Source organism: Lysinibacillus telephonicus (genome assembly GCF_039654155.1).
GTDB lineage: Bacteria > Bacillota > Bacilli > Bacillales_A > Planococcaceae > Ureibacillus > Ureibacillus telephonicus.
This window is the reverse complement of the sequence record NZ_CP155468.1, coordinates 1,766,255-1,780,036: the sequence shown is the minus strand read 5'-3', so window position 1 is coordinate 1,780,036 and position 13,782 is coordinate 1,766,255. Positions and strand designations below refer to the sequence as shown.

Sequence of the window (13,782 nt, the reverse complement as noted above, 5' to 3'; positions counted from 1 at the left end):
AGTATCTGTCCAGGAAAATTTTTTCTTTTCAATATCAAAACTATGTTTTTTTAATTCATTTTTATTGGTGATGGAAATAGATTTGATACTCCTGAATGAATTGCTGCATCTCCAACAGCTTTAGCAACTGCAACTGGCACCCGTTCATCCAATGCTTTCGGAATAATAAACTCTTCATGAAGTTCTTCATCGGATACGAGTGATGCGATGGCTTCTACCGCTGCAAGCTTCATTTCTTCGTTTATATCTGTTGCTCGGACATCTAATGCACCTCTAAATATACCAGGGAATGCCAGCATATTATTCACTTGATTTGGATAATCAGAACGGCCAGTCCCTATAATACGTACACCCCATGCTTTAGCATTTTCATAAGTAATTTCTGGATTTGGGTTTGCTATTGCGAAAACAATCGGGTCTTGGTTCATGGACTGAATATGTTGTTCAGTCAACAAGTTTGCAACCGATACACCAACAAAAACATCAGCCCCCACAAGTGCATCACTTAAACTTCCTTGTAAATTTTCCGGGTTTGTTAGGTGAGCAATTTTATCTTTTACAGGGTTCATGCCTGTTGGCCTGCCACTATATATGATTCCTGTCGAATCACACATTATGATATTTTTAAAGCCAATCTGTAGTAATAAACGTAAAATTGCAATTCCTGCTGCTCCTGCTCCATTAATGACAATTTTAGTTAGCTCTTTTTCTTTCCCTACAATCTTCATTGCATTTTTTAATCCAGCAGCTACTACAATTGCTGTACCATGTTGATCATCATGAAAAACAGGAATATTACACTCTTTGCGAAGGCGATTTTCAATTTCAAAACAACGTGGTGCGGAAATATCTTCTAAATTAATTGCACCAAATGTAGGGGAAATTGCTTTTACCGTTCTTACAATTTCATCAACGTTCTTCGTATCTAAACAAATAGGTACTGCATCAACATTGCTAATTTTTTTTAACAATAACGCTTTCCCTTCCATTACAGGTAGCGCCGCTTCTGGACCGATATCGCCCAATCCTAAAACTGCAGAACCATCTGTAACAATCGCTACAAAATTCCCCTTCATTGTATAGTCATAAACAGATGACCTATTTTTATCAATTTCAATACATGGAGCTGCGACACCCGGTGAATACGCTAAACTTAGGTCATATGTATCCATTACCGGAACTTTTGAAATAACCTCCATTTTCCCTTTGTACTGTGCGTGCATTTCAATCGATTTTTTCATTAAATCCACAAAGCCCACCCTTTCCAAACAAATTCTGTAATTTTCTCTATATTTTTGTATAATATTACTTCACTTAAATAAAGTCAATATTAAATAACGAAATTTTCTAAATTAAATGAATATTTTTTACTTAATGTATCTTTTTCTGTTAATTGTGTATATTTTCACATAGTACCAATTCCTATTTATTTCCTTTTGTGAAGGCGTTTTCAAAACTTCTTTATTATTTTAGAAAAATAAAAGACTACATACAAAAAGATGTATGTAGTCATTTTGGTTGGTAGCCAATTATTTTATTCTTCACTAATTTCGATTAATTTTTCTAAAAACTCATAAGGTACATATGTTTTATTTTCTTCCAATAAAGCTGGTGCTTCTTTAAAATATCCTAAAGCTTTATTGTAGCCATAAGCAGTTGAACCTCGTGTAATTGTAAAAGATAGATTTCCTTTGGAAATAATTGCACCGTTTCCATTAGATTCTACCTTAAATCCTAGTTGTTCTGATACAAGTCGAAGTGGAATCATTTTTTCACCGTTCACTTCATAAAAGTCATTTTCTGCAATGGCGATTGCATTCTCAATTTCTTGAGAATATTCGGTTAATATAACAATCTTTTTTGGTGTTGTTTGACCAGGGTAACTTTCTAAGACAATATCATAAAAAATAAGTACGTCTCTATTTATGATGTCTTCTTTTGATTTTTTTACCCCAGCTAAATTTTCAATAATCGTTTGATCATTAACAAAGATTTTTAAATCTTTCTTTTTGTTTAAAAGATTTTCATCAAATTGTTGCAGTTCAGCCGTTCCTTGTTGTTCTGTTTGAACAATTACTACATCTGGTGAATAGCGAGGTGGATAAATCATAAGCATGATATTATTCGCATCAACGAATGCAGTAATGTTCATTCCTTCCTTTAACTCCACTTGTTTTCCAGTGTTGTCAAATACTTTCACTGTGTCATTGAAGTAAAATCCAAATTGTTGTTCACCATTTTCAACTGCTGCAAAATAATTTCCAGATGGTTCCTCTGTTATTTTTTTAATTTCCCCTGCAACAGTAAAGTAATTTTCAACTTCTTGTTCTGCAATTGGTATGCTCTCATTATTCTCAGCATATACAGCTGGAGAAAGCATAAAACCACTTACCATTGCTGAAGTTAGAAGAAAAGGTATAGCCTTTTTCATTTCTCTTTCGCTCCTCTCAAAAACTATTCGTTTAATTAGTCGTACCAGCCTTGTAAAAGTTTCATAAAAAATTGGTTTATTTGAAAATATTGTTTTAAATTAGTTGTTTTGTATCTTTTAGTATTGAAGTAATAATATGTATTGAATCCCACTCACCAAAAGATAAATTTGTAATCGGGTATTTTCTCTTAAATAGCTGGCCTTGAATTTGTTGAACACTATTCCCTTCCTTATAAAGTGTAAGTACTTTATGTTGAAGTTCTAGTAAATACTCTAGTTTGTTCTCTAACATTCCTCGACCATCTTTAACAAAACCAGCATGACTACAGTAAAGCTCTTCAAAATTATAAGTAAGTAACCTTTTTATCGATTGTATAATTGTCGGAATACTTTCATCTCTTAAAATGACTTTAGTCTTTTGTTGAACGAATAGGTCTCCTGAAAATAATTGTCCTGTTTGTTGATTTAAGAAAGCAAGATGATCTTTTGCATGACCTGGTGTCTCGATTACTTCCCAAACAGAATTTCTCGATGAAAAGGATTTGCCAATCGGTTTTGCTTGAAACGGCTTCCTTTTACCCCAAAATACTTTTCTATACAGCGGATAATCTGGATTTGTTTCACACTCTTTTACTGACATTTCATGAATATAAATTGGAACATTACGATGTTCCTTAATAACGGATGCGCCCCCACTATGATCTTCATGGATGTGTGTAATTACTACTTGATCAATATCTGACTCGAGTAAAAATGGCTGGAATTGTTTCTTTAAGGATCTTGAACCTGTATCGATTAATACTCCGTCAACTGCAAAACAATAAACATTTAGCGAAATATTTTTAAAGGTTACTAACCAATTCGCGTACGATATTCCATTCACACTTCCTAATTCAATTGATTTTTTTAAAAGCATTGTCCCATCCCCCTTATTAATCTATAGATTATAGCAAGCGAATGATGATTCATTCATTTAAAGAGCGAATTAGAAAATCTTTTCATATTAATAAAATACGCTAAAAGAATCCGCTATCCTTCTTGTATGTGTATAGCATAGCGGAAGTAATGCGGATTCTTTATATGTTAGTAAAGAGAGTATTTTATTTTGAAGAGTCTTTATAGACGTTAGATAAAGAATAAGCTTCTTATATGTTTTCTCCAGTTTCTATATCATAATGTGCTATCCAGTCGCTGTAGCTGCCAACATATAAGCGAATCTTTTCGTAGCCAGCCTCCTCAAGAACTGCATATAACGGAGAAGCAGTTACACCTGAGCCGCAGTATACTACTATTTCTTCGTCCTTGCTTACTTTCTTTAACAATTGTTCATTTGGGTGCAATGAAGTTCCCTTAACTAATTGCTCCCAATCAAAGTTTTTTGCTGTTGGAATATGCCCTGCAATATGATCAATCGTCTCATTTTCCCCTCGATATCTTTCGGCAGCGCGTGCATCTAATAATGTTGCTTTTTCTTTGTTATCAACAATATTTTTCACATCTGAACGTGAAGCATAAATAGATTCATTCCAAGTAATTGTAATTTTTGACGGAGCAAAAGTCGGCATTTTATTTGTAACAGCAAATCCAGCTTGTTTTAGTGCATCATATCCGCCATTGACAATAAATACGTTTGGAAAGCTCGCATATTTTAGCATCCACCACGCACGAGCAGCAAAAGGCGCAGCACCTTGGTCGTAAATATATATTGTATCTTCCAATTTCAAGCCGGATTGTTCAAACAAAAGTTGTAATTGCTCTTTTAAAGGTATTGGATGACGTCCCTCGATTCTTGATAAATCCGATAAATCACGCTCCAAATCCCAATAAATTGCCCCTTGAATATGCTCTTTATCATATTCAAGCTGTCCCCATTTTTTATCTTTTAGATTGAACCGCGCATCAATAAATCTTCCATCTTTTACTTCCTTTGCATCAACAAAAACTTTAGCCATTTTTTATACCTCCGTTTTTTGCAAATCTGAATAGATTGATTTCCAAGTTGCCAATCGATCCTCTTCTTGAAGTAAAAGTCTTTCTGTTTCAATCTGATTCATTGCTTGCTTGAATAAATGTTCATTAAGATTATTCGCTTCATTTTGAATAAAGTTAATCGACCATTTTACCAGTTCTTCTTTTTGTGCATCAACATAGCTTTGTGCATCAGGCTTTGTTAGTTCTTCAAGTGCACTTTTTAGTTGTTCCTTTTCATTTTTTTCGAAAAATGCTTTCGCGTTTTTAAAATAGGACTTCACTGAAGCATATTTAGTAAATTCTTCAAACGGACCTGAGAAGTCTAGTAAATTTGGCTCATCAGGCTCGTAAGCAAGGAATGAAAAGCTCGTGTTTAATTCTTTTAATGAGCGCACCTCATCTTTAAAACGTTCAACCATTTTCTTTTGTACAAATTGTGTTAATCGGAAGTTAGTTACACGAAGCTCTTGTGCAAAATCAAACTTCAGTGCATCTAATGTCTCCTTTAATGCTTGCTCAAGTGCTGTTTGAGCCGGCATTGACGCAAAAGTTGAAGGATTGTAGCCTTCTCTAAAGAAATCAGGATAGCGGTAATATACACGCTGCATCACATAGTAAAGTAATTCATCTAATTCTTGTTTAACGTCACTTTCAAGAATACTTGTTGAAGCAGTCGTATATTTGCTTTGTATATGCTCCTCTAATTTTTTAAGTTCTGCTAGACGTTCATCTTTACGCTTTAAGTTATCTTCTGTTTGGGTAATTAAATCAGAGAAGCGTTGATGTGTTTTCTCTACTTCCTCATGAAGAGCTTGGATTGCTATTGACGTTAGTTCTTCATTTAAGAAGCAATGGAACGCCTCTTCAAAATCATGCATTCCTGATTGATAATCTTTAATTTCCTCTTTTTCACGCAAAGCAAGTAGACTTGAAACACCATATAATTTTGGGAAGCGAATGCCGAAACGTTGTAATTCATTCCGAACATAGTTTTTCACTTCTTCTTCTTCATCTGATGTTGCAGCAAGGTCAATTGCATTTACAATAAAGAACATTTTATCCAGCTCAAATGCGTCCTTCACACGACCAAGTTGAATTAAAAATTCACGATCTGCTTTTGCGAAGGCATGATTATAGTACGTAATAAATAAAATTGCATCAGCATTGCGAATATAGTCAAATGCAACACCCGTATGGCGGGCATTGATTGAATCTGCTCCCGGTGTATCAACTAGTGTGACACCCATCCTTGTTAAAGAGCAGTCATAGTAAAAGTCAATATTATCTACAAAGCACGAACGACTTTCTTCTGCAACAAAACGCTCAAATTCAGTACGACTAACGCGTATTGTTTGACCAAGTTGAGATTCATAAGTTTTAAATCCCTGTGAAAATGCACGAATAAATGACTTATGAACATTTAATCTCTCATCCATTAATTTAACCTGTAATCCTTCTTCCGCTCTTTCATATGCCTCAGATAGAGAATTAACTGTAATGCCAATAGCACTATATGAACCTTGGATATCCTCCAATAGCTGTTGTGCTGTTTTTAATTGAACATCTGCTGTTTCATGAGGATGTTCCTCACTCACTGGTCGAATTTTATTAATCGCTGCAGTTGTCGGATTTGGTGAAACCGGTAAAACTTTCGATCCCATTAATGCATTAGAAAAACTTGATTTCCCTGCACTAAATGCTCCAAATAAAGCAATAGTAAAATCTTTTTGTTTGAGTCGTTCTACTTTTTTAATTAAAAAGCTTGCAACTTCTTCAAATCCATCAATTTTCTTAACGGCATTTGCAGTTCTTATTGCCGAATGAATAACATCTTCGCCCTTTACGTTGATGCTCAATGATTCTTTCTCAGTCTCAATGAAGTCTTCGTATTTCGTTTCTTGTTTAACAATCATAGATGGATTAAAAGGACGAATTTCCTTTAGAGATTGTTCAAAGTTATCTACCCATAGATTTTGCTGAGTTTTTGCTTCATTACGAGTTTCCTTCGATGTAAACGCCATTTCCCTTTCAGAAAAATGTTTGCTTTCATCCAATTTAATAATTGATTGGATTGCTCTTACCTTTGTTGAAATGCGGTTTAATTTTTCTGTTACTGGTGCTGATAACTGGCTAGCAGCACTATTTAACACTTCAATTTGCTGATCTTTCCACTCATCTGTAGCTTCAATAAAGAAGCGTTTTGTCGCTTCAGCAACTCGATTTGCAAAGTTGAGAACAGCATCACCTGTTATAACAGCATCGGCTTTTACTTGATCTTCAATTAATGAGAATGGAGCATCGAATGGCATCTCGTCAATTTGTGCAGCACGCTCATCTGTTAATGCACCAACATCTCTTAAAGATTGCTTCATTAAGTTTTTCATATGACCAATAATTTGAGATTGTAAAATCGTTTTATATTGCTCATTTACTTCTTCTTTGCGCAGATTTTTTTCTTCTTCTGTTTTCTTTTTAGCAGTGAAAAGTCCACCTACTTTAAAGCCTTGCTGTTTACTTTCAAGATAGGAACGCAATTTTTCACGGAAATCAGCTGGAATAAGTGCAGCATTGTCCAATAAATTTTTACGTTTGTCTTTATAAGTTTCAATCCAATTTTCAACTGAAAATAAATCTGTTTGAAGCTTAAGCTTTTCATATTGCTCAAGAATATCCTCATGATTTTCCCATTCTTCAGCAGTTAAAACATCTTCAAATTCGACAAATGCATCTTGCTTCTCTTGCTCTAAATAATCTAAATGCTCACTTTGAAGTTTTTTCAATGTACTTTCAGCAGTAGCAATCAGTTGCTCTTCCCAATCGTTCATGGAATCCATAACGATTTTTTTAACCGTTGAAAAATCATTATTCGGATGATCAAAGGCTCTTAAGGAAGTAAAGAAAATTCCTTTTGGTTCAACTCCCCATGCTGCAAATGATTGATGAACCGATTGTTTAAACTCCTCAAAGGATAGCTCTTGATCGTTATGCTTATCGATTTGGTTGACAATTAAGTAAACATTCGGGTTATATTTCATTAATTGTTTTGTAAATTGAAAGTTTAATTCAGATTGGACATGATTGTAATCCATCGTATAAAAAACAATGTCTGCCAAATGTAGAGCAGATTCTGTTGACATTGCATGTGCGTCATCCGTTGAATCTACCCCTGGAGTATCCATTACAGTAACCCCTTTAGGAAGTGATGAAGCTTTGTGGCCTATCTCAATTTGAGAAACGAGCTGTCCATTTTTGCTAAGTTCCTTTACCGTTTTAAAATCATATCCTGCTTCAAATTTGACAGGTTTATCATCGTGCATATAAACGATGGCATAATCCTCTTCAGATTTATGAACCTTTACAATGTTTGCACTTGTTGGAATTGGGCTGGCTGCAAGAATGTCCTCTCCCGACAAAGCATTAATCATACTCGATTTCCCTGCTGAAAAATGTCCGGCAAAACCGATCACATATTCCTTTTGCAGCAGTTTACGAGCAAATAAATTAAGCTTTTCCATTCTTTCTGTATCATCATTTTTTTTATAAATTATGTATTGAACAGCAGATTGCTGTAATAGTTGCTGTAGTTTTTCATCAAAAGAATTCATTTAAATAAATACTCCTCTGCCTCATTTTTGTCACAATTATATATTCTATACTACCATGAATTATCAACAAAATCGGCTAAAAAATGTGAAATTTAGAGGATTTTTTTCATTTATTAATATTTGGAAAAAGTTTTATGAAAAAGAAGTTCCTAAAAGGGTGGTCAAATAAATTGAGGAATGGCTTATGAAAGAGGTTATGATTTTATTGTTTTCTTAAAAACATAAGTGCCTATACCAACATAAATAAGTAAAGCTGCAACAACAAATAAGTAAACCATTTAGTTCACTCTCCTTTTTTTTAATGAGAATCGTTTTCATTTTACTTTATTATATTAAAAAATTCAGAATGTAGTCAATTCAAATTAAATTTTTTTAATGTCTATTATGCTAATTTAATGGTAAGATGGAAAAAAGTCGAAAAAGGGTGTATGCTATTGAATAATTCCAAACATATACAAACTATTTTAAATAGTTCCATTCATTCTTTAAAAACTATACTTCCTATGGAGTTGAATATACAATCACCTTCTATGCTTTCTGAACCATACATACAAAAAGAGATAGGCGTTTTAATCGGCTTGTTCGGAGATATTAAAGGAAGGGTTATTATTGATAGTACATCTTCAACATTTAGTTCCATTGGAGAAAAAATGTTTGGCATGCCACTTGAAGGTGAAATGTTGGAATCATTTACAGGTGAGTTGGGAAATATGTTTGCAGGTAATTTATGTACACATGTTGGCGAACAATCTTTTAATGTCGATATTACTCCACCGACAGTTCTAGTTGGGAATACGAAGCTGCTTGGATTTGAAAAAGCTTTTAAACTACCGACATTAATTGATGGCATTGGCCTGCTTACAATATTATTTACTATAGATGAAGACGAATAAATTAATAATATGTTCATTTCTACATAGGGCTTATCAGAAATTTCACATCTGATTAGCCCTCTTTCATTTATCAAATATATGTTTTAATTACATTCCTCCTGCGGTACTTCATATCCTTTACGCAAGGTTTCGACTCAAAAATACCTTTGAGTCGAAACCTTTTTGTTGTTTGAATAGGGATGAATACCTTTCACATTAATTTCACATTTGAATTGTCGAACTGTGATTTTTATCACATCTTGTAGTCACTATTTCTTATATGATGGGTTCGTAAATTAATATTTGTATCTCTAGGAGGGAGAGACATGTCAAACCAAAAAAAATCTGACGACAATTTAAAAGGTACTCTTTACGCAACCTTTGGAATTGGCATCGTCATTATCGTCGTTTGGGCACTATGCTTCAATTTATTTATTGATCGTTTTTAAAAAGTATTTCAAGGAGGGGATCTCTATATGCACATACACAAGTATGAGAAATGGTGGCTTGTATTTGGAACTGGCACACTGATCGTATTTCTTCTTATTATTGGTGTCAGCGCCTTTCATGCAGGTACGCATCCAAATAATTCAAAATGGACAATTAACTATGAAAAAGTTAATGAAATTGCTCCATTTGATAACCCAGGTGTTCACAAAGTTGAGGGTAAAGACTGGGATTACGAAGTAGTATTAGTTGCTTCTGCATTCAGCTATAATCCTATGGAAATTGAAATACCCGTTGGATCAACAGTAAGATTCATTGCTACAACTACGGACGTTGTGCACGGTTTTGAGGTTGCAGGAACTAATATAAATATGATGTTGGAACCTGGCTATGTTTCAGAAAAAATTACAACCGTCGATAAAGTTGGCGAATATACAGTCGTTTGTAATGAATATTGCGGTACTGGTCATGCAATGATGTATTCTACATTAAAGGTGGTGGACTCTGATGACAACAGCAGTCACTAGTAAAGAAACAGTAAACAAAATAAATAGCTCGAATATATCTTTTACTAAAAATAATCTTTCAAAAGTTGATAAAAAAGATGCGAAACTTTCATTAGCACATATTTATGTAGCATTTACAGCCTTATTACTTGGAGGCTTAGCAGGTTTACTTCAAGTATTTGTTCGCTCAGGACAATTTAAACTTCCTTTCGGCATCGGTTATTATCAAGTTTTAACAGTCCATGGCGTGTTATTAGGTCTTATACTAACTACTTTCTTTATTATGGGTTTCCAATTTGCAGCAATTAGCCGTACAGCTGGTGCATTTTCCAACACTCAACGTAAATTAGGCTGGATTGGTTTCTGGTTGATGACCATTGGTACAATATCTGCTGCTGTAATGGTTCTGTTGAATGAAGCATCTGTACTTTATACTTTCTATGCCCCACTCCAAGCACACTGGATTTTCTATTTAGGTTTAACTTTAGTTGTTGTTGGTTCTTGGCTAGAATGTTTAGCACAAGCAATGCGCTATGCACAATGGCGTAGAGAAAATAAAGGTCAAACTTCACCATTATTAACATTTATGGTTGTTGTAAACAATTTAATGTGGTTTGTAGCAACTTTAGGTGTTGCAGCAGAGGTTTTATTCCAACTACTGCCGTGGTCTCTAGGATTCGTAGAACGTATTGATGTATTATTATCACGCACTTTATTCTGGTATTTTGGTCACGCACTTGTATACTTCTGGCTATTGCCTGCATATATGATTTGGTACGTTGTAATCCCTAAAGTTATTGGCGGTAAAATCTTTTCTGATGCACTGTCACGTCTATCATTTATGTTATTCTTAATTTTATCAGTTCCAGTCGGTATTCACCATCAGTTTACTGAACCTGGTATTGATGGCTTCTGGAAATTCTTGCAAACTGTTTTAACATTCTTTGTTGTTGTTCCATCATTAATGACTGCATTTTCAATGTTTGCCACATTTGAGTTGCGCGGTCGTGAACTTGGCGGAAAAGGTGTGCTCGGCTGGTTTAAAAATTTACCTTGGAAAGATAGCCGCTTCCTAGTTCCTTTCATCGGTATGGTTGCATTCATCCCAGGTGGCGCTGGCGGTATCGTCAACGCATCTTATCAAATGAATGAATTAATTCATAATACAATTTGGGTTACTGGTCATTTCCACTTAACCGTTGCGACAGCTGTCGTATTAACTTACTTTGGAGCAGCATACTGGTTAATTCCACATTTAACTGGACGCAAGCTAACAAACAAATTGAACAACTATGCAAATGTTACAGGAATAATGTGGGCTATAGGCATGTTTATTATGTCTGGCGCAATGCACATCGCTGGTTTACTAGGTGCACCTCGTCGTTCTGAATTTTCAACTTATGGAGGATCTGAACAAGCAACTGAATGGATCTCCTACCAAATTGCTCAAGCAGTTGGCGGTACCATTCTTTTCATTGCAATTCTGCTAATTATCGGCGTTGTTGTAAATTTACTTTGGTTTGCACCAAAAGGCGAAGAAGAATTCCCTGTTGGTGAAGTAGCAGAAGGCGCTGGAAAAACTCCAGCTATTCTTGAAAACTTCAAGGTTTGGGGTGTAATTTTAGTAGCATTGATTTTAATTGCTTACACTATTCCAATTATAGATATCATTCGCAATTCCCCACTTGGCTCAGTAGGCTATAAATTCTGGTGACAAGAAAAGCACAGCACGTTTGCTAAACGGAGAAAAATTAATTTAGAACCCTTCCTTCTTGGAGGGGTTTTTACAATTACCACATATAAACAATTTTAAAATATTCAAATTTATGATTCAATCATTTTAATCTCCTTAAAACATTCTTTTTAAATACCCCTTTGGATTGATAGTTAATCCTATCATAATAGAAGTATAGGATTTGTTTATAAGATAAAAAAGCAAAAGGTCGTCTGTATTTGACCTTTTGCTCTTAAGTTATTTAGGTTGTACTGGTAGAATATCGATAAACTCTGGAATGAGTTTACTTTCTTCTTCGTTTAAAAGTATATGAATATCACCATAGTCATTTGATGTACGAATTAGACGTCCTATTCCTTGCTGTAATCGAAGTTGCATAAATGGTAGTTCTACTTCTTCGAATGGATTTTCAGCAAAAGCTCGTTTTGCATCAAATAAAGGATCGTGTGGTGGGAATGGCAAGTCAAAAATAATTACACGGGTTAATGCTTCTTCCGGTAAATCTAACCCCTCCCACAAGTGATATGAACAAAGAGTTTTTATTGTACCATCCTGGAAGTCACGAATAATTGCTGATAACTCGCGATCCCCTTCAAAAGCGACTGTTAAACGAGCCACCATGGATAAGCTCGATTTAAACGAAAGCATCGCCTGTTTAGATTTAAATAAAATTAAAGTCTTCTGATCGTCTTTTAGCAGCTGCTCTACTTTCGCCACTTTTTGTTTTTGTTCTGATTCATGCAAGTAAATTTTCATTACCTCTTCATAATCAAATGGTGAAGGAACGCTAAAAGACTGATATTTTTTTATACCTAGACTATAAGCAATATAAGAAAAGTCTTTGTTAACAGATAATGTTGCTGATGAGAACACAATTGGAATTTTCTTTGAGAATAATTTTTCCTCAAGCACATCTGTAATTAACCTTGGCATAATTACTAAAGTTTCTTCCCCATCTGTTTCTTCCAGCCAATCTACTGCATCACCTTGAGCAATAAAAATTCGAATAGCAGCTTCATATTGTTCTAAAAATTCTTCAGCCATGTTTAATTCATATTCAGGAATCATATACAACTCAGACTCAAATACAAATTCCTCTAATAATTGCTCCACATCGGCAATTAACTGCTTGCCTAATGATAATAATCGTTGTGATTTTTGAATGGTTTTGCGATCCTCTTCAGAAGGAACAACATCATCACGAAGCTGGTCAAAAAATAATTCATGATCATCTTGTAACTTTTCCATCGCGTATAATGTTCTCTCACGAACACCATCAACCATAAGACGTTCTAATAGATTAACAATCGTATAACTTTGTACCTTTACAGTCATCGCTTTTTGTGCTGCATATTCTAAAAGATGTCCCTCATCTAAAACAATCATTGATACTTCGGGTAATAACGGCAATTGACCTTCTCGTTCACGAGACTCCTTCGTTGACAAATGTTCCATTAAAAAGTCTTGAGAACAAATAATTAAATCCGAAGATTGTCTATAATGTGCACGGTGCAACGTTAATCCACAACGATTACGCATTTCACAAACAGAACATTGCATAATGGCATTATAATTAACTTTTTGCCAATCTTCATCACTTACAGTTGGGTAATCGCTTCTTACCCCAAAGGGTTCTACTGTATTCATTGAGCCTTGACTATAAACGCCGTCTGGAATAGACATTGCTATATCATCAATCCATTCCTCCGTTACTACCTTTTCAGTCTCTTCAAATCGCTTTAAGCATAAATACTGATTACGCGATTTTGCTAAACGAACATCAATCGTTAAACCAAGGTGCTCAGTTAGTTTGTAAATATCCCCGCCTTCTTTTACAAGCTGGTCGATAAGCGTCTCATCAGCACATGCAATTAACGCTGGTCTTCCAGTATAGCGGGCATATGATATTGCAGGTAATAAATAGGCAATAGTTTTACCTGTTCCAACACCTGCTTCAGCAAATAAAACATTTTTCTCTTTTAATGCCTGCTCGATTTGATACGCCATGAAAATTTGTTCGTCGCGGCATTCGAATCCTTTTTCAGGCAATTCATCATATAAAACATCGCCCAACCAATCTCCTAGTGATTCAAAAAAAGAGCGATCTTTAGATAATTCAAATGGTAAAGACTGTCTCATTATTTTTAACTCCTTCAACTCACATGTCTATTTTATAGACATTCGAAACGGAAGGATCATCTCATCCTTCCGTTAA

10 protein-coding genes are annotated in these 13,782 nt (G+C 34.7%); 4 read left to right on the top strand and 6 right to left on the bottom strand.

The genetic code is table 11. The annotated features are described in order from the left end of the window. Nucleotides 1-50 precede the first annotated feature (50 nt). From MKY04_RS08385 to MKY04_RS08365, 5 genes are all read right to left on the bottom strand, one after another. Nucleotides 51-1,250, bottom strand: a complete 1,200-nt coding sequence (locus tag MKY04_RS08385) for an NAD(P)-dependent malic enzyme (RefSeq protein WP_346235619.1) — start codon at nucleotides 1,248-1,250, stop codon at nucleotides 51-53. A gap of 284 nt (nucleotides 1,251-1,534) precedes the next feature. Further along, on the bottom strand, nucleotides 1,535-2,431 hold the full coding sequence (locus MKY04_RS08380; RefSeq protein ID WP_346235618.1) for a stalk domain-containing protein: 897 nt from the start codon (nucleotides 2,429-2,431) through the stop codon (nucleotides 1,535-1,537). A gap of 94 nt (nucleotides 2,432-2,525) precedes the next feature. After that, nucleotides 2,526-3,347 carry an MBL fold metallo-hydrolase gene (locus tag MKY04_RS08375; RefSeq protein WP_346235617.1) on the bottom strand — a complete coding sequence of 274 codons (822 nt, stop codon included), beginning with the start codon at nucleotides 3,345-3,347 and terminating at the stop codon, nucleotides 2,526-2,528. A 229-nt stretch (nucleotides 3,348-3,576) separates the two neighbouring features. Then, a complete protein-coding gene (locus MKY04_RS08370; protein WP_126294143.1) occupies nucleotides 3,577-4,383 on the bottom strand; it encodes a sulfurtransferase in 807 nt (268 codons plus the stop codon). A gap of 3 nt (nucleotides 4,384-4,386) precedes the next feature. Then, complete coding sequence (locus tag MKY04_RS08365; RefSeq protein WP_346235616.1) at nucleotides 4,387-8,007, bottom strand: dynamin family protein; 3,621 nt, start codon at nucleotides 8,005-8,007, stop codon at nucleotides 4,387-4,389. Between the two features lie 434 nt (nucleotides 8,008-8,441). Here MKY04_RS08365 and MKY04_RS08360 point away from each other — a divergent pair, with 434 nt between their 5' ends. The 4 genes from MKY04_RS08360 to MKY04_RS08345 all read left to right on the top strand — a co-directional run bounded on the left by MKY04_RS08360 (nucleotide 8,442) and on the right by MKY04_RS08345 (nucleotide 11,546). Continuing rightward, complete coding sequence (locus MKY04_RS08360; RefSeq protein WP_126294145.1) at nucleotides 8,442-8,900, top strand: chemotaxis protein CheX; 459 nt, start codon at nucleotides 8,442-8,444, stop codon at nucleotides 8,898-8,900. Nucleotides 8,901-9,205: 305 nt separating this feature from the next. Continuing rightward, nucleotides 9,206-9,328: a hypothetical protein gene (locus MKY04_RS08355; RefSeq protein ID WP_281274602.1), complete on the top strand. Its 123-nt coding sequence runs from the start codon at nucleotides 9,206-9,208 to the stop codon at nucleotides 9,326-9,328. Nucleotides 9,329-9,355: 27 nt separating this feature from the next. Beyond that, nucleotides 9,356-9,853 (top strand): cytochrome c oxidase subunit II, encoded by a 498-nt coding sequence (locus MKY04_RS08350; RefSeq protein ID WP_126294146.1) that lies wholly within the window; start codon nucleotides 9,356-9,358, stop codon nucleotides 9,851-9,853. Continuing rightward, entirely contained in the window at nucleotides 9,834-11,546 is a 1,713-nt protein-coding gene (locus MKY04_RS08345; RefSeq protein WP_185807692.1) for a b(o/a)3-type cytochrome-c oxidase subunit 1, read from the top strand. Before MKY04_RS08350 ends, MKY04_RS08345 begins: the two co-directional genes overlap by 20 nt. Before the next feature lie 258 nt (nucleotides 11,547-11,804). Here the strand turns inward: MKY04_RS08345 and MKY04_RS08340 are convergent, their stop codons facing one another. Continuing rightward, entirely contained in the window at nucleotides 11,805-13,706 is a 1,902-nt protein-coding gene (locus tag MKY04_RS08340; protein ID WP_346235615.1) for an ATP-dependent DNA helicase, read from the bottom strand. Nucleotides 13,707-13,782 lie beyond the last annotated feature (76 nt).

Excerpts from the sequence above, each read along its gene's own strand:
- MKY04_RS08380 (WP_346235618.1), bottom strand. The coding sequence starts at position 2,431 with ATGAAAAAGGCTATACCTTTTCTTCTAACTTCAGCAATGGTAAGTGGT.
- MKY04_RS08375 (WP_346235617.1), bottom strand. The coding sequence starts at position 3,347 with ATGCTTTTAAAAAAATCAATTGAATTAGGAAGTGTGAATGGAATATCG.
- MKY04_RS08370 (WP_126294143.1), bottom strand. The coding sequence starts at position 4,383 with ATGGCTAAAGTTTTTGTTGATGCAAAGGAAGTAAAAGATGGAAGATTT.
- MKY04_RS08365 (WP_346235616.1), bottom strand. The coding sequence starts at position 8,007 with ATGAATTCTTTTGATGAAAAACTACAGCAACTATTACAGCAATCTGCT.
- MKY04_RS08355 (WP_281274602.1), top strand. The coding sequence starts at position 9,206 with ATGTCAAACCAAAAAAAATCTGACGACAATTTAAAAGGTACTCTTTAC.
- MKY04_RS08350 (WP_126294146.1), top strand. The coding sequence starts at position 9,356 with ATGCACATACACAAGTATGAGAAATGGTGGCTTGTATTTGGAACTGGC.
- MKY04_RS08345 (WP_185807692.1), top strand. The coding sequence starts at position 9,834 with ATGACAACAGCAGTCACTAGTAAAGAAACAGTAAACAAAATAAATAGC.
- MKY04_RS08340 (WP_346235615.1), bottom strand. The coding sequence starts at position 13,706 with ATGAGACAGTCTTTACCATTTGAATTATCTAAAGATCGCTCTTTTTTT.